The sequence below is a fragment of the Corynebacterium tuscaniense DNF00037 genome, from assembly GCF_000759055.1.
GTDB classification, from domain to species: domain Bacteria; phylum Actinomycetota; class Actinomycetes; order Mycobacteriales; family Mycobacteriaceae; genus Corynebacterium; species Corynebacterium tuscaniense.
Genome location: NZ_JRNG01000037.1, coordinates 1 through 18,108 on the forward strand (window position 1 = coordinate 1; position 18,108 = coordinate 18,108).

Sequence of the window (18,108 nt, forward strand, 5' to 3'; positions counted from 1 at the left end):
ACATAACCCAACGCGGCACCCACCACAAAACGGGTGCCGCGTTAATTTTTGCTATTCCACTATTCTCGTAGCAAGAACATCGTGGCGTGCTCGTTCGCGCCGTTGTTGGAGACCCGAGAGACAGGACAAGTGAGCGCTGTGGGCCATCGTGGAATTGTTGAGAATGACCTGAAAGAGGGCGTCGCAGCCCGGTCGGTGTCGCTGGTGAAGACGTATGGCAGCGGGGACACTCAGGTGACAGCGTTGGATGGGGTCAGCGTTGAATTCGCGCGAAACCAGTTCACTGCCATCATGGGCCCCAGTGGTTCAGGTAAGTCGACGCTCATGCACGCGATGGCCGGTCTGGATTCTTTCAACGGGGGCTCGGCCTTCATTGGGGATACGGATCTAGCTACGCTCAATGACAAGGAGATCACGGCGTTGCGGCGCGACCGGCTGGGGTTTATCTTCCAGTCTTTCAACCTTGTTCCTACGCTCACTGCGGCGGAAAACATCACCCTGCCCACGGATATTGCCGGCGGGCAGATTGACCAGGCATGGTTCGACGAGATCACGCAGCGTCTCGGCTTGTCCAATCGGTTGAGCCACCGTCCGAGTGAGCTTTCAGGCGGGCAGCAGCAGCGGGTGGCCTGTGCGCGGGCGTTGGTGAGCCGTCCAGAGATCATTTTCGGGGATGAGCCGACGGGCAACCTGGATTCGAATTCCTCCCGCGAGGTCTTGGAGATTCTGCGCGCGGCGGTGGATGGGGATGAGCAGACGGTGGTCATTGTGACGCATGACGCACGGGCGGCGTCGTACGCTGATCGCGTGGTTTTCCTCGCGGACGGCAACATCATCGATGAGATGTATGACCCGACGATGGAGCGCATCCTGTCCACCATGTCCGGGATCGAGGGCTAATGAGTAGCGCTTTAACGAAGGTGTCGCTGCGTAATGTCGCAGATCATAAGCTACGTCTCGCGCTCACGGTCTTGGCGGTGGTGCTCGGTACCGCGTTCATTGCCGGCTCGCTGATGTTCACCGCGATGTTGGGCAAAACCTTTGACTCGGCTGTCGCGAGCGCATTCGCTGAGGATGATGCGGTCGTGCGTGGACAGGAGCAGGGTGCCCCGGTGCCGCTGGAGCTTCGAGACGCTATCGGAGCCGACCCAGACGTCAACAAGGTCAACATCAGCGGTCGCACGGCAGTTGTCGTCGCGGACAGCGACCGCAATGCGTACCAAACAGGCGCTGGTGTTTCTGAGGTGCACATTTACTACCCGCCGGAGGACGCGGTGGGGTCGGTCCCGGAGGTCGTCGATGGTAGTGCACCCAAGGCCGTTGGTGAGGCGATGGTGAATGCTAAGGGCGCCGCTAAATATCGGATCGGCATCGGTGATGAGCTCATTGTCGTGGATACCCAGGCCACTCAGACGATGAAGGTCACTGGTTTGTATACCAATGAGCTGGACCAGGGGATGTCGCTGACACTGCGCATCCCGGAAGAGTCCTACCTGAAGTTTTATGCCGCGCACGGGACGGTTCCCGGGTTCTCGGTCAGTGCGAAGGAGGGGGTCGATCCCGCACAGCTCACTGCGCACCTCGCGGAGAAGTTCCCGGAGTATGAGGTCAAGGAGGGCCAGACGCTTGCCGACGAAGCCTCTGAAGAAATCCGCAACGCCCTCAGTTTCGTCAGCTACTTCCTTATCGCTTTTGGCCTCGTGGGCCTGTTGGTTGGTACGTTCCTCATCGCTAATACCTTCTCGATGATCGTGGCGCAGAGGACGAAGGAGTTTGCGCTGTTGAGGGCGTTGGGGGCGTCGAAAAGCCAGATTACGCGGTCCGTGGTTGTGGAAGCTGCGCTTGTTGGCGTGATTGGATCGGCGCTTGGCGTGCTGGCTGGTGCGGGTTTGGTCGCGGTGATTCGCGTGGTTATGGAACGCCAAGGCATGGAGCTGCCCGGGGCGGGCTGGGGCCTGTCTGTTGCGGCCGTCGTGGTGCCCATCGTTGTGGGTGCGCTGGTGACGGTGGCCTCAGCGTGGGCTCCGGCGCGGCGCGCGGGGCGGGTGCAGCCGGTGGAGGCTATGCGGTCGAGTGAGTCCTCGACTCCGCAACCGCTGAAGGCTCGTACTCTGGTCGGCGTGGCGTTGCTCCTGATCGGCGTTGGTTTGGCCGCATGGGGTGTGCTGTGGGAGGAGGGCTCAACGGGGCCACGCGCGGGACTCGTTGGTGGTGCCGCGGTGTCGGCGATCATCGGTCTGTTTTTGGCGGGGCCAGCGCTCTCTCTGCCGATCGTGCCTGTGCTGGGCAAGGGGATTGGTGCGCCGTTTGGAGCGGTGGGCTCGCTGGCTGCGACGAACTCGAAACGAAATCCCCGTCGTGCATCGGCTACGGCGTTTGCGCTGATGTTGGGCGTGGCGCTGGTGACGGCGTTTGGCATGCTGGGAACCACTATGCAGCGGTCGGTGGACGACATCCTGGAAGACGAGGTCACCGCTGATCTTCTTATGTACGGTCCCCAGTTCGGTGCTTTCCCCGTTCCAGGTGATGTGCCGGGCAAGGTGGAAGAAGCCGACGGCGTGGGCGATGTGATCACGTATGCGCAGGCACCGCTGACCATTAATGGCAAAGCTGCCTACGAGATGGGCCCAATGAAGGTCAGCGACGTGATGAATGGCGATCCGGGCCGCCTGACAGTCATTGAGATGGTCGACGGCACATCGGATTTGTCGGATGGTGGCGTTGTTCTGCCTGAGGCGTATGCGAAAGAGCACGCCCTTAAGGTTGGCGATGTCGTGGACGTTGATTCACCGCTGGGCTCATCGCTGAGCCAAGGCGGGCCTGTGCAGGCTGAGGTGAAGGGCATCTTCGGCAAGTCCAACATTTTGGAATCCTTTGTGATTTCTCGGGCGACGGCAGAAAAGCTGGTGCGCCCTGACCAGGAGACCATCCTCATGGTCGGCGCCAACAGCGATGGCAGCGTGGACGAAGATACTCTCCGCGCCAACGTGGAGAAGGCGGTGAAAGACAGCATCATCGTCCAAGTGCGCACCCCGGATGAATTTGGTGGGGAAGCCAAGCAGCTGATCACCCAGATGCTGTACATCCTGTATGCGCTGCTGTCGCTGGCGGTGGTCATTGCAGTACTGGGCATCATCAACACCCTCACGCTCTCTGTCATTGAGCGCCGTCAGGAGATTGGCATGCTGCGCGCCGTCGGTGCACAGCGGCGCCAGGTACGGACCATGATCATTCTGGAATCCGTGCAGATCGCGGTCTTCGGTGCGCTGCTCGGCGTGCTCACTGGCCTCGCGCTGGGCTGGGCGTTCCTGACGGTGCTGAAGGATCAAGGCCTGTCGAATATTGCCTACCCATGGGTTTTGCTTGCTGTGATGTTGGTCAGCTCGCTCGTTGTGGGTGTTGTTGCGGCGCTCTGGCCGGCGCAGCGCGCAGCGAAGACGCCACCGCTGGATGCCATCGCAGAATAAGCGGGCGAAAGAACTAGAAGGCCGGAATGAGCTGCAAACCCACCCTGAGGCCGTACCACGCCGCAATCACACCGGCCACACAGGTCAGGGTGGTGTAGCGCAGCAGTGGCCACCACTGTTTCTGCTCCACCATCTGGCCCATTTCTTTAGCCATGGTGGACAGGGTGGACACGGCCCCGCCGAAACCAGCTCCCAAAAAGGCCGGCCACATGGCCGGCATCGCCGCAGAGAACCCAAGGACAGCAGAGCCAATGAGGTTGGCGGCCCACGTCCCGGGAGCGCCCTTCAGTGCCACGCTTAACGCCCAGCGGGTCAGTCCACCGAGAAAAGCACCGAAACCGACCAGCACGAACAACAAGAAGATCGTGCGCGTGCCATCACCAGTGCTCAACGCTTCGCGTAGGTGAGAGCCAACAACGCCGTCGGGGCCTAAGAATTGGGGGGTGCGTGGGGTCATGGGGCCACCGATCGTCGAAAAGCATTGCCAAGCTCCCATGCGGCGAGGCCCACGACCATGGTGCCTGCCATGTACATGAAGGCGTGCAGGGCGCTGGTCTGCATGGCCAGGAAGGACACAGCAGAAAACGTGGTGAACCCGCCGATCATCCCGCGCCCCCAAAACGGGCCCGGGTCGAAGCGGCCCATGAGGAAACAGCCGATGAAGTTAATGATGAAGATGATGATGATCTCCGCCGGCGGCTCCGGCGCAATCAGCGGCGTGAACGCAAAACGTGCAAGCGCACCGAAAGACGCGCCGAAACCAATAGCGAGGCCTTCCTTGAGCGCAGTATTCAACACGTGTACACGGTAACGTACCCACCCCCACCGCCGTAAATGGAAGTCTCACGTGGCGGAGTTGAGCAAAGCGGGGGAAGATGGGGGCAGACGGATAGGCACGACCGCATAAGGAGTAAGCATGGCACACGAAAGAGCCGGCCAACCCGCCCGCCCGGAAGATCTCATTGATATTGCGGAGGTGGTTACCGCCTACTACACGCGCGAGATTGATCCGCATGACCCGGACCAGCAGGTGGTGTTTGGTACGTCGGGTCACCGTGGATCGAGCTTAGATAATGCGTTTAACCAGCAGCATATTTGGGCGACAACGCAGGCGATCGTGGATTACCGTCGCGCGAATAATATCGGTGGCCCCGTATACATTGGGCGCGACCCGCATGCTTTGAGCGAGCCCGCGATGGTGTCGGCGCTCGAGGTGCTCATTGCGAATGACATTGCCGTGCTTGTCGACGACGCAGGGCGCTACACTCCCACCCCCGCCGTCTCCCACGCGATCCTGGCGCACAATGCTTCCCTAGCCGGCGGTGTGACCGGTACGGACCCTCAGCGTGCGGATGGCATTGTGGTGACCCCATCCCACAACCCGCCGCGCGACGGTGGCTTTAAGTACAACCCGCCGTCGGGTGGTCCGGCGGATACGGATGCGACGGATTGGATTGCCGCCCGCGCGAACGCGTATCTCGCGCAGGGCCTTGAGGGCGTGCAGCGCACTCCGGTCAGCGGTGTGCTGGATGAGCGAGCAGGCAAGCATGCGTTCATGCAGAACTACGTGGCTGACCTGGTCAATGTTGTGGACATTGATGCGATCCGGTCTTCCGGCCTGCGCATCGGCGCTGACCCGATGGGTGGGGCCTCGGTGGACTACTGGGGTGCTATCGCGGAGGCGCACGGCCTGAACCTCACCGTGGTAAACCCGCAGGTGGACGCCACGTGGCGGTTCATGACATTGGATACGGACGGCAAGATCCGCATGGACTGCTCCTCCCCGAACTCCATGGCCAGCTTGGTGGCTAACCGCGATAAGTACGACATCGCTACCGGTAATGATGCTGACGCGGACCGCCACGGCATTGTCACCCCGGATGCGGGGCTGATGAACCCGAACCACTACCTGGCAGTGGCCATCGAGTACCTGTTTGCGCACCGTGAGGGCTGGGCGACGGATACGGCGGTGGGGAAAACGTTGGTGTCCTCCTCGATGATTGACCGCGTGGTCGCCTCGCTCGGCCACAAGCTCGTTGAAGTTCCGGTTGGTTTCAAGTGGTTTGTGCCGGGGCTCATCGACGGCTCCGTGGGCTTCGGCGGTGAAGAATCCGCCGGCGCATCCTTCCTGCGCAAAGACGGCACGGTGTGGTCCACGGACAAGGACGGCCTGATCATGGACCTGCTGGCCTCAGAGATCACTGCGGTGACGGGCAAGACGCCATCGCAACGCTATGCGGAGCTTGAGGCGACCTTCGGAGCACCGGTCTACGCGCGCACGGACGCAGAAGCGAACCGTGAACAGAAAGCCACTCTGAAGAAGCTCTCGCCCGAGCAGGTTACCGCCACGACGTTGGCGGGCGACCCGATCACCGCCAAACTCACCGAAGCACCCGGCAACGGTGCCGCCATTGGTGGCCTCAAGGTGACCACGGAACACGCCTGGTTCGCCGCCCGCCCGTCGGGCACGGAGGACAAGTACAAAATTTATGCAGAGTCCTTCAAAGGGCAGGAGCATTTGGAGCAGGTTCAAAAAGAAGCGCAGGATGTTGTCAGCGCAGTACTAGGCGAGCGATAGGGGGGAACAGCACGCGAAGACCCCCTACTTTCGGCTAATGTTATCTAGGTGACGATTCAACAGGATGCGCCCGTGGCCCCTACGCGCGACCGTGTACTCGACGTGCTTTCTGCAGTTGCCCGGTTTGGGCTGGCCTTCATGTGGATCTATGCAGGGGTGACCAAACTGGGCAACCGGCTTCTGACCACGCAGAGCATTGAGGCGTACGAGATTTTCACCCCGTACTGGTCTCATCTGCTGGCTGGTCTGATCGGTCCGCTTGAAATCGCCGGCGGGCTCCTCCTTCTGCTGGGGATCAAACTGCGCCCGACTGGCTGGGTTTCCGTGGTGGTGCTTCTGTTGTTTATCATCGGCTTGGCGTCCGCCTATAGCCGTGGCCTGCAAATTGACTGCGGGTGCTTCGGGTCGAACCCTGATAGCTCCCCGGCGGATTTGCTCTGGGCGATTGCACGCGACGTGGGCCTTACAGCAGTCACTCTGTTCATGATCTACCGCCCGTTTAAAAAATTCGCGCTGTACCCCTAAACTTTCTTGGTAAAATAGTTCGACCACTGAGTATTAAGGTGATGTACTGTGACTTCCTCTTCTAAGCCGAATGCGACTAAAGGTGCTTCGCGGTCGGTGACAAACCCGAATTCGTCGGGAAGCAAAGGCTTCTGGGCGGCGATGGCTGCGTTGATACTCATCGGTGCGCTGGTGATCGGTCTCATCGTGTACAACGGCCGTGGCGCTCAGGCTGACCGTATTGCGGAAAACATGCAGAAGGTCGATGGGGTGAGCCTGTCACTTGCAGATAACGTGATCACTCTGAGCGGCGACAACGCTGATGGTGCGAAGGAAGCCGGCCTCTACGAGGACTTCTCCTGCCATTACTGCGGTGAGCTGGCGGTGAACACGGATGATCAAATGCTGGCCAAGATCCAAGCCGGTGAACTCACCGTGAACTTGCACCCGCTGATCTTCCTTGACGGTACCGGCGACCAGTACAACGCTGGCCACTCCACGCGCGCTCTTGCTGCGGTGCTTGCCCTGGCTGACAAGGGTGAAATTGAGGCGTACTGGAACCTCCGCAAGGCGCTGATGGAGCAGCAGCAGAACCTCTACGCCACCGCGGACAACGACACGTTGGCGGATCTTGCGCACGACTTCGGTGCTTCCAAGGGCGCGGTTGAGGCAATCCGCAACGGCGAGTACACCGACCGCGCCAAGGCGATGGGCGAAGCAAATGCGAAGGATCTCGTGGATAAGACCGGTGATCTGTCGTCTCCACGCGTGCTTGTCGACGGCAAGGATGTCCCCTCCGATCCCCTTGCCAACTGGATCGACGACCTCTTCGCTTAAAACCGCAGCTCTTAAAACCGCAGCGAGCAAGCGATTTTGGTCTCGCCTGTTCGCGGGTGTATATTGATCGGAGTCGCTCGGCGGACAAAGGCCTATAACCTGGTTCGCCGAAGCTATGGGGCTATGGCGCAGTTGGTAGCGCACCACACTGGCAGTGTGGGGGTCACGGGTTCGAATCCCGTTAGCTCCACAAGATTAAAACTGCTCCGCCTGATGGTGGCGTGGGTTCGTTCAACTTGCGATGGGTTGTCCCGGTGCGACAGGTTTCGTCGGTGAGTGCGAAATCTAGAATATCGTGAATTCTAGAAAGGGGCAGTGGAGAGACTGTGCTACCTGCCCTCACCGTCCAAGGACCCAAGCTGACTTAGCAGCGAACAGAATGAGCCTCTGATGCGCTGAATGATCAGGAATAACCAGCTCCAGCTGATTCATAGTCCACGCGTGTTCCTTATTTTGGATTTGCATTCAGTGAAACATTGTTAGCATCTTCATCATGAGAATCGAGTGGGGTGAAATATTCGTTGATCTGGCTGGGCATATTGCTTGGCCAATCTCGATTCTTCTCGTGGTTTGGCTATTAAAAGGATCGTTGCGACAGCTTCTTGATCCAAAGAACGTAGAGCAAATTGAGGCAGGGCCGAGCAGCGTCAAGTTAACCACCCGAAAGATCGACTCCGGACTAGACAGTGTCAAGCAGTCCATGTCGCCGTCAGCGCCTGGTACAGATCAAACTGGTCCGCTGGGGGTTGCTTCATTAAAGGGCTTCGCGGAGATTGCTGCCATAGATCCTGCAGCGGCCACACTGGCGAGTGCAGCACGGTTTGAGTCGGTACTGCGCCGGCGTATGGAGGGTGTGCATCGAGAGATTCCCCAATCATCGCAGGGTCGAGATCGCCTGCAGCCGATGGGCAGCCTGATCCGAGAAGCGCAAGAAGTTGGCGTGCTTAATACTAAACAAGCAAACGCAGCTACGCAGCTAAATATCATGCGTAACCAGATTGTTCACCAGTATGCAGACGTGGAGATGAGCGAATTGCAGGCGATCGAGTTTTGCCGTCTCTCGGCGGAATTGGAACGGGCGATCGACGATTAGCGATCGTGTTGTCGTCGGCAGCAGTCCGATTGCACGGGTTCGGTGAGTGTCCTTTGCCCACTGGCAACTCCGGTGCGATTGATGAGAGTTAGACGGCTGACGCGAACGCCTCCTAGCGGGGCTAAATTGGGTGAAATATTGCTCTTGTCAAGACGTACGTGTGGTACAGCGGCTTTATCTGACCGATCTCAGGCGTGTTTGTCGGGTTTCGTCATCGGGGCACACTGTCGTCGGCCATAGGCTTGGAAGACAGTGAGGGGCGGACCATATTTCATCGCAGGGATCTGTAATGCAGGCATATAAGTTACCTACCGTTTCGTGGGTTTCGTTGCTTAGAATCCTATAGGTAGATGCCGCCCGAGGAGCTCTCGCGCTTCGGTCGCGTGGCGGTCAGGTGAGGCAGCTCCGGGATCGCGCCGTTTTCTCGGACGAATGAGCACAGGATGAGGGTGGCGTTCTCGGTGCTTACTAAGGGCATCGTTGCGGCCCCCATGCCCGGTTCACCGAATTTCAGCTTGCGTTTTTGGTCGTCGTCGATAGTGATGTCCCATTTACCGGGGTAGAGCTGCGAGGCGTGTGCCCGCGGCGGCAAGCTGCCATCGAAGCGCGCTTTGAAGACCTCTTTTGGGCTGGCATAGGTCTTCGTCGTGTTGACGATGGAAAACAGGCCGTCGCCGCATGAGTGTGTCTCAATGAGGTGGCGCAGCTGGTCAAAGGACTCGATGGGGGTGGCCTTGGGCCAGTCCATAAAGTCGCCCCCTACGTGTATGCCCCACCCTGATGGAATGGCACTGGTGAAGTCGAATGGTGGAATTTCTACTGCCTGTTCGGGGGCAACTTCGGGTGAGCTTTTCTTCTTGAAGAAGGAGAACATGGCGGCTCCTACCGTCGTTTCATGTCCGAGAGGACATCGTCAAAGTCATTAAGTAGTTTGTCGAGCTTCTTATCACTGTCGTCGCGGTCTTCGGTGAGGATTTGGCGTTGGGCTTCGATGACGCGGCCGGCGAACGCGGTTACGCAGATGTCATAGTCGATGTTCCCGTTTTGTGCGTCTTGGGCCTCGACGCACTGCCATGTGAAGTTAGCAGTGTCGTGTTCGGTTTCTTTGAATTCATAGTTTTCATCGTTGAAGACGTCGACGGCGCTGTCGTACGCCTGCTGGAGGCCTTTATCGGAGGTAGGTGTGATGGGTTGGTATTCGCCGTCAACCTTCGGGATGTAGATGAAGCTGAGCACGCGAAGTGTTTCATCGTTGTTCAGGAGCTCGGCTTCGGTTGAGTAGTCTTTCGGGTTGCTCTCTCCGCTCCTTTGTTCCAGCCCGGGGAGTTTGTGGAGCGCAGTGTAGAAGTCGTTGGTGTAGAAACCGTCGTAGCTGTTCAAATCTTCGGTGTCTGCGGAGGAAGATGTGGTCGTGCTTGTCGGCGATTCCGTCGTAGTCGTTGTTGCTTGAGTGCTCAGGGGAGCTTCATCGGTAGCGTCATCGGTAGAGCAGGCAGTGAGCACTACGCTCGCAGCAGTGACAGCGGAGAGTGTGACGTAGGCTACTTTCGCGCTTTTCATGTCCGCCACAATAACAACTTTTCTGCATGGAAGGAGCGGGGAGGGGCGCGATACTCTGGAGGGCATGGATGATGTGCACTTCCAGGAGTTTGCTTCGCCGATCGGGCAGATCGGTGTTCTTGCTTCTCCGAAAGGGGTGGTGAAGGTTCTTTTTGAGGTCGATGACCTCGAGGTTAATCGCGCACGATTCCCAAAGGCCGAGCAGTCGTTGCTGGTGACGGAGCAGCTGACTGAATATTTCTCAAGACGCCGGCGTGAATTCACCGTGCCATTCGACTTCCGCTTTGTTTCAGGTTTCCGGGCGGAGGTACTCCGCGAGCTCGCCCAGGTGCCCTTCGGCCAGACAGTCACGTATGGCGAGCTTGCCCAGAAGGCGGGTAGCCCCAAGGCGGTGCGGGCGGTGGGGAGTGCGTGCGCGAATAATCCTTTACCGCTTCTCGTGCCGTGCCATCGGGTGCTCCGGGCGGACGGCACTCTCGGCGGGTATCGCGGTGGCGCGGAAGCAAAACGGTTTTTACTTGAGTTGGAGGGCATCGATGTCGCAGGTATTCATTAAACACGGCAGCGCGCCGGGAGCGGCGGCCGCAGAAGCCGCCTATTTGCGCTGGCTGCGCGAAGGTTCCGACGCAGTGGTGGAGGTCCTTGCCCTCGACGAGGAAGCGAACACCCTCACCATCGAGCACGTTGATACCGCGCGGCCAACCGCGGAAGCCGCGCGCCGGGCTGGGGAGGAGCTCGCCGCGATCCACGCGATGGGGGCCGATGCGTTCGGTGCCCCGTCTGGCGGCTGGGACGGCCCCAATTTCATCGGCCGAGTGCGCCAAGATTGCTTATCGACGACACGGTGGGCCGAGTTCTATACCACCCAACGCGTGCTGCCGTTTGCGGTGAAGGCGCACCGGCGGGGAAACCTGGACGGGGAAGGATTGATCGCGGTAAAGCGAGCTTGCGATGCGCTCCTTGTTGAGGATGAGGATGCGCCGCTCGCCCGCCTTCACGGCGACCTGTGGGCGGGGAACCTGCTCTTTTCCACTGCCGGACCACGCTTCATCGATCCGGCCGCGCACGGCGGGCACCCACTGACCGATATTGCGATGCTCGAATTGTTCGGGGCACCACATCTGAGCGAGATCGTTGAAGGCTACCTAACCGCCGGCGGCGAACTTGGCCGTGACTGGGAGGCGCGCATCCCTATTCATCAGCTTCATCCACTCGCCGTGCACGCGTACACGCATGGCCCAAGTTACGGTTCCGCGCTGGTCAGGGTGGCGGAGGGGACACTGCACGTGGTTGGCTAGCGCCACCAGGTCTCTGCCGGACCGGGCGGCAGATGCCGTTTGTGTTGGCCGATGCGCCACAGATGTTCCAGGCGTTGCGCGGCGGCGTCGTCGACGGGCTTGCCTTCGAGGTAGTCGTCGATTTGCTGGTAGGTCACCCCGAGTGCGTCCTCATCCGGGAGGGCCGGGCGGTCTTCTTCCAGGTCAGCGGTGGGCACCTTCTCCCACAGGCGCGGGTTAGCACCGAGGTGCTGAAGCATGGCGGCACCTTGGCGTTTGTTTAGGCCGGCGAGGGGGATGAGGTCGGCAGCACCGTCGCCGTGTTTGGTGAAGAACCCGGTGACGTTTTCCGCGGCATGGTCACTGCCCACGACGAGCAGGCCACGCTCGCCAGCGATGGCGTACTGTGCGATCATGCGCATGCGGGCTTTGACGTTGCCTTTGTTGAAATCGCCAAGACGCTCCATCCCGAGTGCCTCTGCTACCGCTGTTGAGATGGCGGTGGTGGCGGGTTCGATGTTGACAGTCACGGTTTCATCGGGCGCGATAAAGTTCAGCGCCAGTTGCGCATCATCCTCATCGGCCTGCACACCATGGGGGAGGCGCACGGCTACGAACTGCGCCTCCAGGCCTTCATCCCGGGCTTTTTCCACCGCGAGCTGCGCCAGCTTTCCCGCGAGCGTGGAGTCTTGACCGCCGGAGATGCCCAAGACGTAACCCGCCGCCCGTGTTGTGCGCAGATAGTCCACCAGAAAATCAACGCGTGACTCGATTTCCGCGACTGCGTCGATAGTAGGCTTCACACCAAGCTTGTCGACGATCTCTTTCTGCAAACCTTTATCCCTCACAGACATAGCTGCCACTCTAGCGGTTTGGCGCGCGCGGAATGGTCAGGTAACATTGTCCCCCGTTGTACGGCTGCGCCCTGACCGGGCATTATTCCGGTGGGTGGAGTCGCGGAAGAGGATTCTTCCGTTTAATCCAAAACGTACTGGCAGTTGCTCTGTGATGGGCGGCGGCTAGGGCGGCTAGACACAGAAAGGAGCGCCCGATGAAGGTCCGTAATTCCCTTCGGTCGCTGAAGAATAAGCCGGGCGCTCAGGTTGTGCGTCGTCGTGGCAAGGTCTACGTGATCAACAAGAAGGATCCGCGCTTCAAGGCTCGCCAGGGCTAAAGCGTTCAGCTTCTAGTTCTTACCCCGCCACATGGGATAAATCCTATGTGGCGGGGTTTTATGCTTTCGTAACACAAAATGCATTGAAACCGTGTGTGATCTGAAGCACAATGAAACCCAATGATTTTTGCATACTTTTGCCCGATGACTGTCAGGACCATGATGATGAAAGCTAGAGAAAACTTCGTATACGGCTTCGTGGGAGTTCTTGCCGCAGCCGCTCTTTTACTCGTGGGGGGATTCGTTGCACCGGGCGTTGCCGTTGCCCAGGGGGCGAGTGGCAGTAAAGCTGCGTTGATTGTTGATGCGTCTGGTTCGATGTTGGATGCGGATGTTGATGGTGGGACTCGTATGGATGCGGCGAAGAAGGCGGCGCATGAGTTGGTGAATGATTTGCCGGATTCGGCGAATTTGGGGCTGTTGGCGTACGGGATGAGGGTGTCGAATGCGCCTGAGGATCATGCGCGCGGGTGTCAGGATGTTGAGACGTTGGTGCCTGTGGGCAAGCTTGATCGGGACTTGTTGAATAGCAAGATTGATGAGATGACTCCGAGTGGGTATACGCCGATTGGTAATTCTTTGCGTGCTGCTGCCAAGGAGTTGGGGGACGATGGCGAGCGGACGATCATTTTGGTGTCAGATGGTATTGATACGTGTGCACCACCGCCGGTGTGTGAGGTGGCTAAGGAGCTTGCGGGTGAGGGTGTTGATCTGACGATTCATACGGTTGGGTTTAAGACTGATGAGGAGGCTCGTAAGGAGCTTGAGTGCGTCGCTCGGGTTTCTGGCGGCGATTTCATGGAGGCGGATGATTCAGCGTCCTTGGCTGAGTCGTTGAAGTTTTTGGCGCAGCGTGATGCGGAGACGTATCAGACGGCGGGTACGTGGTTTGAGTATGCGGATACCCCGGAGGATGCGAAGTGGTTGGGTGAGGGCCGCTACCGCACCAAGGTGAATGTGCCGAAGAGGGAACATTCTGGCGGACATGGAGCGGATCATTTTTTCAAGTTGGCTATTCCCGAGGGGCATCGTGCGATTGTGAGCACCGCGATCATTCCGCAGCGTGCAGCAAGCGGCCGTGCCAGGGAAGCGAACCTGCATGTCTTGGGCGGTAACCTATTGAATCCGGTTGAGAATTGTCGTGCCGCGCTGGCTTCTGACCTTGGCGCGGGTTCGACGTATGGTTCGGGTTTTCTTCCGCCTGAGCCGGCGGTGCGGGTGATCGACCCGGAAAAGAGCCGTGAGGACTGTGACCCACAGGAGTGGATTGTGCCCACGGAGTTCTCTTTGCTCAGCGCGGCGCGGGACGAGGGGACGTCTGGCGCTGAGGCTGATGTGGAGTTAGAGATTAACTTCGAGCCGATTCTTGATGATTCTGAGAAGGCCAAGTATCCAGAGCCTGGTGAGAAGACGGTTGATGAGGACAGCCCGTCGCTTGATTTCAATGATGTGACCCCGGTGAAGGGTGGGCCGAGTTTCGCTCAGGCGACTGAGGTGAAGCCTGGTGCCTATAGTGATGCGCTTGTACCGGGTGAGTATCGCTTTTACAAGATCCCGGTGGAATACGGGCAGCAACCTGTAGTGAATGTGCGCACGGGGATATCCGAACGTGAAGCGGCTGAGACGCTCAACATCAATTTGTATTCACCGCTCCGTATAGACCATGGCTCTGATTCTCTTATTTTTTACGATGAAGCGGAGGAAGGCGCCGTTGTTGGTGACAAGGTGGATTTCCGAAATAGTTACAAGGACAGCAACGCGCGTGAGAGTGGCTATGCGGGCTACTACCTTGTGGGAGTTGCTCTCTCCCAGGGAGATGAGGATGACATCATGGGTGTTGAGCAGCCCTTTGAGATTGCCTTTGATGTCGTGGGGAAGAAGGTTGATGGGCCGAAGTGGCGTCCGACGGAGAAGAATGGTCCGGAGCCGAGTGATACTCCGCCGGGGACTGACAAGAAGAAGTCGGATAAGTCAGACGATTCGGATGTCCAAGCGCAGGATGAGTCTGGCGATGGTGGTTTCGGGCTTAAGAACATGGTGATGGTGGCAGTTGGTGCCGGCATCGTGGTGCTGCTCGCGGCACTCGTTGCATTGATCGCGGTGCTACGCCGCAAATAGAAGGTTACGTAGCCACGCGCATAAAGGGACCCTCTTCATTCCTGGTGAAACAGGGGTGTGGGGGGTCTTTTCGGGGGGAGGGGCGAAAAATATTTCCGGTGAAATTTCATCAATGTAAGACTTTTTTGACGCTTCAAGCATCCCGAGGGAACTACATGTAGGTTATTTTACTTCGCTGTCCTGCGAATATCATTCGTGTAACTACTATATGTAGTATGGGTTGCTAGAATATGGCACAACGTATAGTGTTGCCAAGTGTTCGCTTCCCGTTGGGGAAGTGAAGAAAATGGTTAATTTTTTGTCAGCTGTCCCGTCAGTTGTCGCATCACAGAAAGAGATTCGCGGTCATGTCCATCACTCTCTACACCAAGCCCGCATGTGTTCAGTGCAATGCAACCAAGAAGGCGCTTGACCGCGCTGGTTTGGAGTACACCACGGTGGATATTTCCATGGATGACTCCGCACGTGACTACGTCATGGCACTGGGTTACCTACAGGCCCCAGTTGTTGAGGTTGACGGTGTTCATTGGTCGGGCTTCCGCCCGGACCGCATCCGTACTCTCGCGGAAAGCGCTGCTTAAGCTTCCGCTCATTGTTATCAAGCCGCCACTTGTTGGCGGCTTGACCTAGTAGAAAAGGGTTTGTGCAGATGTTGGTGGTCTACTTCTCCTCTGCAACGGGCAACACGGCTCGTTTTGTAGAGAAGTTGGGGTTGCCTGCGGCTCGGATTCCGTTGCGGAAGCTGGAGGGGGAGCTTGTCGTCGATAAGCCTTATGTGCTTTTGTGTCCGACGTATGGTGGCGGAGCTTCCTTGGTTAAGGGTGTGAATTCCCGGCCAGTGCCACCGCAAGTGATCCGTTTTCTTAACAATGAGCACAACCGTGGTCTTCTGCGTGGCGTGATTGCCGCGGGGAACTCGAATTTCGGGCCGGATTTCTGCCTGGCTGGGGATGTGATTTCCGCGAAGACCGGCAAGCCGTATCTGTACCGCTTCGAGCTCATGGGCACGGAAGCTGACGTTGAACATGTGCGCGACTGCCTGCTTGAACAGGCCGCAGAGTTGGGGCTTGGCCCGCTGACTGCGGAGGAAGAGGCGGCGCTTGAACGCCGCAAGGCGCAACCCGCGAATGAGAATGCGGAGAGGCTTGCCCGGCTGCGTGAACGCTACCAGGCGGTATAAACGGCACACACGTCAATAATTTCAAAGTTTTAATTCGTCCAAAATAACTCCATAACTCAACACCGGCTTGAACTAAGCCGTCCCCGAGAAGAACTAAGAAGAAAGGCCACTTGCTGTGTCCACTGCGTCCACATCAATGGGAAAGACCGTCGCCGAGCCGGTGAATACGGAAGATCAGCTGGATTACCACGCGCTAAATGCGCTTTTAAATTTGTACGACGAGAACGGCCAGATCCAGTTTGACAAGGACCGGGAAGCAGCCAACCAGTTTTTCCTACAACACGTGAACCAGAACACCGTTTACTTCCATGACTTGGAAGAGAAGATGGATTATCTGGTGGAGAACAAGTACTACGAGCCCGAGGTCATCGCGCAGTATGACTGGGATTTTGTAAAGTCCACGTTCAAGCGTGCGTACTCCTACAAGTTCCGTTTTCAGTCTTTCTTGGGCGCATACAAGTACTACACCTCGTACACGCTGAAGACGTTTGATGGGCGCCGCTACCTGGAGCGCTTCGAGGATCGTGTGTCCATGACCGCGCTATTCCTCGCTGACGGCAATGAGGAGCTTGCTTCCGCGCTTGTCGACGAAATTATGACGGGTCGCTTCCAGCCAGCCACCCCCACCTTCTTGAATGCCGGTAAGGCGCAGCGTGGCGAGCTCGTGTCCTGCTTCTTGCTGCGTATTGAGGACAATATGGAATCCATCGGCCGTGCGATCAACTCCTCGCTGCAGCTGTCCAAGCGCGGCGGTGGTGTGGCGCTGCTGCTATCCAATATCCGTGAATCGGGTGCGCCGATTAAGCGCATTGAAAACCAGTCTTCTGGCGTTATTCCCGTGATGAAGCTGCTGGAGGATTCCTTCTCCTACGCCAACCAGCTCGGTGCCCGCCAGGGTGCTGGCGCGGTGTACCTCAATGCCCACCACCCAGACATCTTGAGCTTCCTGGACACCAAGCGTGAGAACGCGGATGAGAAGATCCGTATTAAGACGCTCTCCCTCGGCGTGGTTATCCCGGACATCACATTTGAGCTGGCAAAGCGCAATGATGACATGTACTTGTTCTCCCCGTACGACGTCGAACGCGTTTACGGCGTTCCGTTCGCTGACATTTCAGTGACGGAGAAGTATGAGGAAATGGTGGAAGATCCGCGTATTCGCAAGTCTAAGATCAACGCCCGCCAGTTCTTCCAGACGATTGCGGAGATCCAGTTCGAGTCCGGCTACCCGTACATCATGTTCGAGGACACGGCAAACAGGGCGAACCCGGTCAAGATCGGCCGCGTGAACATGTCCAACCTGTGCTCCGAGATCCTCCAGGTGAACACTCCGTCTGTGCTCAATGATGATCTGACGTACAAGGAGCTGGGCCAGGATATTTCCTGCAACTTGGGTTCCTTGAACATTGCAATGGCGATGGATTCGGATAACTTCTCCAAGACGGTCGAGACCGCCATCCGTGGTCTAACGGCGGTGGCCGATAAGACGTCCATCGATTCGGTGCCTTCTGTGCGTGAGGGCAATGATGCTTCCCATGCCATTGGTTTGGGCCAGATGAACCTGCACGGCTACCTGGGGCGTGAGCACATTCACTACGGCTCGGAGGAAGGCTTGGACTTTACCAACGCCTACTTCGCCACTGTGATGTATGAGTGCATCAAGGCTTCCCACAAGATTGCGGTGGAAACGGGGCAGGCCTTCGACGGCTTTGAGCGTTCTGAGTACGCAACCGGTGAGTTCTTTGACCGCTACAACCCGGAGGACTTCCAGCCGAAGACGGAAAATGTTCAGGAGATTTTTGCTAAGTCCAACGCAGCGCCGCCGTCCGCAGAAGAGTGGGCGCAGCTGAAGGCTGATGTGGCTCGGGATGGTATTTATAACCGTTACCTGCAGGCAGTTCCGCCGACCGGTTCGATCTCTTACATCAACAACTCGACCTCGTCGATCCACCCGATCGCGTCCAAGATCGAGATCCGCAAGGAAGGCAAGATCGGTCGCGTGTACTACCCGGCGCCGCACATGGATAACGAGAACATCGAATACTTCACGGATGCCTATGAAATTGGGTACGAGAAGATCATCGATACCTACGCGGTGGCAACGAAGTACGTAGACCAGGGCCTGTCACTGACCTTGTTCTTCAAGGACACGGTGACCACGCGTGATCTCAACCGCGCGCAGATCTACGCTTGGCGCAAGGGCATCAAGACGCTGTACTACATCCGTCTGCGCCAGATGGCTTTGGAAGGAACTGAGATTGAGGGCTGCGTGTCCTGCATGCTCTAGGCTGCTTTTCGACGAATTAAACCCCCTGCTTTT

General features: G+C 58.0%; 17 protein-coding genes, 1 tRNA gene and 1 pseudogene. 14 read left to right on the plus strand and 5 right to left on the minus strand.

Going from position 1 to position 18,108, the window contains the following annotated elements; genetic code table 11:
• Positions 1-138 precede the first annotated feature (138 nt).
• Both HMPREF2129_RS08000 and HMPREF2129_RS08005 read left to right on the plus strand, forming a co-directional pair.
• Positions 139-900 carry an ABC transporter ATP-binding protein gene (locus tag HMPREF2129_RS08000; protein ID WP_034665289.1) on the plus strand — a complete coding sequence of 254 codons (762 nt, stop codon included), beginning with the start codon at positions 139-141 and terminating at the stop codon, positions 898-900.
• Complete coding sequence (locus tag HMPREF2129_RS08005) at positions 900-3,467, plus strand: ABC transporter permease (protein WP_034665236.1); 2,568 nt, start codon at positions 900-902, stop codon at positions 3,465-3,467. Before HMPREF2129_RS08000 ends, HMPREF2129_RS08005 begins: the two co-directional genes overlap by 1 nt.
• Positions 3,468-3,480: 13 nt before the next feature.
• Here HMPREF2129_RS08005 and HMPREF2129_RS08010 read toward each other — a convergent pair whose 3' ends face one another.
• Together HMPREF2129_RS08010 and HMPREF2129_RS08015 are read right to left on the minus strand one after the other, a co-directional pair.
• Positions 3,481-3,924: a FluC/FEX family fluoride channel gene (locus HMPREF2129_RS08010; protein ID WP_052093026.1), complete on the minus strand. Its 444-nt coding sequence runs from the start codon at positions 3,922-3,924 to the stop codon at positions 3,481-3,483.
• Positions 3,921-4,265, minus strand: a complete 345-nt coding sequence (locus tag HMPREF2129_RS08015; RefSeq protein WP_232218127.1) for a CrcB family protein — start codon at positions 4,263-4,265, stop codon at positions 3,921-3,923. Before HMPREF2129_RS08015 ends, HMPREF2129_RS08010 begins: the two co-directional genes overlap by 4 nt.
• A gap of 118 nt (positions 4,266-4,383) precedes the next feature.
• Between HMPREF2129_RS08015 and pgm the strand changes: the two genes are divergently transcribed.
• The 5 genes from pgm to HMPREF2129_RS08040 all read left to right on the plus strand — a co-directional run bounded on the left by pgm (position 4,384) and on the right by HMPREF2129_RS08040 (position 8,479).
• A complete protein-coding gene (gene pgm / locus HMPREF2129_RS08020) occupies positions 4,384-6,045 on the plus strand; it encodes a phosphoglucomutase (alpha-D-glucose-1,6-bisphosphate-dependent) (protein ID WP_034665238.1) in 1,662 nt (553 codons plus the stop codon).
• Positions 6,046-6,093: 48 nt separating this feature from the next.
• A complete protein-coding gene (locus tag HMPREF2129_RS08025) occupies positions 6,094-6,570 on the plus strand; it encodes a MauE/DoxX family redox-associated membrane protein (RefSeq protein ID WP_373277162.1) in 477 nt (158 codons plus the stop codon).
• A 48-nt stretch (positions 6,571-6,618) separates the two neighbouring features.
• Positions 6,619-7,386 (plus strand): DsbA family protein, encoded by a 768-nt coding sequence (locus HMPREF2129_RS08030; protein ID WP_232218128.1) that lies wholly within the window; start codon positions 6,619-6,621, stop codon positions 7,384-7,386.
• A 117-nt stretch (positions 7,387-7,503) separates the two neighbouring features.
• Positions 7,504-7,576, plus strand: a tRNA-Ala gene (locus HMPREF2129_RS08035).
• 303 nt (positions 7,577-7,879) lie between these two features.
• Complete coding sequence (locus tag HMPREF2129_RS08040) at positions 7,880-8,479, plus strand: hypothetical protein (RefSeq protein WP_034665244.1); 600 nt, start codon at positions 7,880-7,882, stop codon at positions 8,477-8,479.
• 340 nt (positions 8,480-8,819) lie between these two features.
• On the opposite strand, the gene HMPREF2129_RS08045 is transcribed toward HMPREF2129_RS08040, so the two are convergent.
• Together HMPREF2129_RS08045 and HMPREF2129_RS08050 are read right to left on the minus strand one after the other, a co-directional pair.
• Positions 8,820-9,353, minus strand: a complete 534-nt coding sequence (locus HMPREF2129_RS08045; protein ID WP_034665246.1) for a hypothetical protein — start codon at positions 9,351-9,353, stop codon at positions 8,820-8,822.
• An 8-nt stretch (positions 9,354-9,361) separates the two neighbouring features.
• The gene (locus tag HMPREF2129_RS08050) at positions 9,362-10,039 is read right to left on the minus strand and encodes a hypothetical protein (protein WP_156959262.1); all 678 of its coding nucleotides are present in this window, start codon (positions 10,037-10,039) and stop codon (positions 9,362-9,364) included.
• 64 nt (positions 10,040-10,103) lie between these two features.
• Between HMPREF2129_RS08050 and HMPREF2129_RS08055 the strand changes: the two genes are divergently transcribed.
• Together HMPREF2129_RS08055 and HMPREF2129_RS08060 are read left to right on the plus strand one after the other, a co-directional pair.
• Positions 10,104-10,595 (plus strand): methylated-DNA--[protein]-cysteine S-methyltransferase, encoded by a 492-nt coding sequence (locus HMPREF2129_RS08055; RefSeq protein WP_034665250.1) that lies wholly within the window; start codon positions 10,104-10,106, stop codon positions 10,593-10,595.
• Positions 10,576-11,337, plus strand: coding sequence for a fructosamine kinase family protein (locus tag HMPREF2129_RS08060; protein WP_034665252.1), 762 nt, complete (start codon positions 10,576-10,578; stop codon positions 11,335-11,337). The genes HMPREF2129_RS08055 and HMPREF2129_RS08060 overlap by 20 nt, the downstream gene beginning before the upstream one ends.
• Here HMPREF2129_RS08060 and nadE read toward each other — a convergent pair.
• A complete protein-coding gene (gene nadE, locus HMPREF2129_RS08065) occupies positions 11,334-12,170 on the minus strand; it encodes an ammonia-dependent NAD(+) synthetase (RefSeq protein ID WP_034665255.1) in 837 nt (278 codons plus the stop codon). The genes HMPREF2129_RS08060 and nadE overlap by 4 nt on opposite strands.
• 197 nt (positions 12,171-12,367) lie before the next feature.
• On the opposite strand from nadE, the gene ykgO reads away from it, so the two are divergent.
• The 5 genes and pseudogenes from ykgO (at position 12,368) to nrdE (ending at position 18,075) form a co-directional block, all read left to right on the plus strand.
• Positions 12,368-12,490 carry a type B 50S ribosomal protein L36 gene (ykgO, locus tag HMPREF2129_RS08070; RefSeq protein ID WP_034665258.1) on the plus strand — a complete coding sequence of 41 codons (123 nt, stop codon included), beginning with the start codon at positions 12,368-12,370 and terminating at the stop codon, positions 12,488-12,490.
• Between the two features lie 144 nt (positions 12,491-12,634).
• Positions 12,635-14,608: a vWA domain-containing protein gene (locus tag HMPREF2129_RS10675; RefSeq protein WP_198021544.1), complete on the plus strand. Its 1,974-nt coding sequence runs from the start codon at positions 12,635-12,637 to the stop codon at positions 14,606-14,608.
• A gap of 347 nt (positions 14,609-14,955) precedes the next feature.
• Positions 14,956-15,189 carry a glutaredoxin-like protein NrdH gene (gene nrdH / locus HMPREF2129_RS08080; protein WP_034665261.1) on the plus strand — a complete coding sequence of 78 codons (234 nt, stop codon included), beginning with the start codon at positions 14,956-14,958 and terminating at the stop codon, positions 15,187-15,189.
• A 68-nt stretch (positions 15,190-15,257) separates the two neighbouring features.
• Positions 15,258-15,683, plus strand: a pseudogene (nrdI, locus tag HMPREF2129_RS08085) (class Ib ribonucleoside-diphosphate reductase assembly flavoprotein NrdI); the annotation flags it as partial.
• Between the two features lie 241 nt (positions 15,684-15,924).
• Positions 15,925-18,075 carry a class 1b ribonucleoside-diphosphate reductase subunit alpha gene (nrdE, locus tag HMPREF2129_RS08090; protein WP_034665264.1) on the plus strand — a complete coding sequence of 717 codons (2,151 nt, stop codon included), beginning with the start codon at positions 15,925-15,927 and terminating at the stop codon, positions 18,073-18,075.
• The last annotated feature ends 33 nt before the right edge of the window (positions 18,076-18,108 follow it).

Bases quoted from the DNA above. Each gene is read 5' to 3' on its own strand.
- HMPREF2129_RS10675 (WP_198021544.1), top strand. From the start codon at position 12,635: ATGACTGTCAGGACCATGATGATGAAAGCTAGAGAAAACTTCGTATAC.
- HMPREF2129_RS08045 (WP_034665246.1), bottom strand. From the start codon at position 9,353: ATGTTCTCCTTCTTCAAGAAGAAAAGCTCACCCGAAGTTGCCCCCGAA.
- HMPREF2129_RS08055 (WP_034665250.1), top strand. From the start codon at position 10,104: ATGGATGATGTGCACTTCCAGGAGTTTGCTTCGCCGATCGGGCAGATC.
- HMPREF2129_RS08060 (WP_034665252.1), top strand. From the start codon at position 10,576: ATGTCGCAGGTATTCATTAAACACGGCAGCGCGCCGGGAGCGGCGGCC.
- HMPREF2129_RS08010 (WP_052093026.1), bottom strand. From the start codon at position 3,924: ATGACCCCACGCACCCCCCAATTCTTAGGCCCCGACGGCGTTGTTGGC.
- pgm (WP_034665238.1), top strand. From the start codon at position 4,384: ATGGCACACGAAAGAGCCGGCCAACCCGCCCGCCCGGAAGATCTCATT.
- HMPREF2129_RS08040 (WP_034665244.1), top strand. From the start codon at position 7,880: ATGAGAATCGAGTGGGGTGAAATATTCGTTGATCTGGCTGGGCATATT.
- nrdE (WP_034665264.1), top strand. From the start codon at position 15,925: ATGGGAAAGACCGTCGCCGAGCCGGTGAATACGGAAGATCAGCTGGAT.
- HMPREF2129_RS08050 (WP_156959262.1), bottom strand. From the start codon at position 10,039: ATGAAAAGCGCGAAAGTAGCCTACGTCACACTCTCCGCTGTCACTGCT.
- HMPREF2129_RS08005 (WP_034665236.1), top strand. From the start codon at position 900: ATGAGTAGCGCTTTAACGAAGGTGTCGCTGCGTAATGTCGCAGATCAT.
- nrdH (WP_034665261.1), top strand. From the start codon at position 14,956: ATGTCCATCACTCTCTACACCAAGCCCGCATGTGTTCAGTGCAATGCA.
- ykgO (WP_034665258.1), top strand. From the start codon at position 12,368: ATGAAGGTCCGTAATTCCCTTCGGTCGCTGAAGAATAAGCCGGGCGCT.
- nadE (WP_034665255.1), bottom strand. From the start codon at position 12,170: ATGTCTGTGAGGGATAAAGGTTTGCAGAAAGAGATCGTCGACAAGCTT.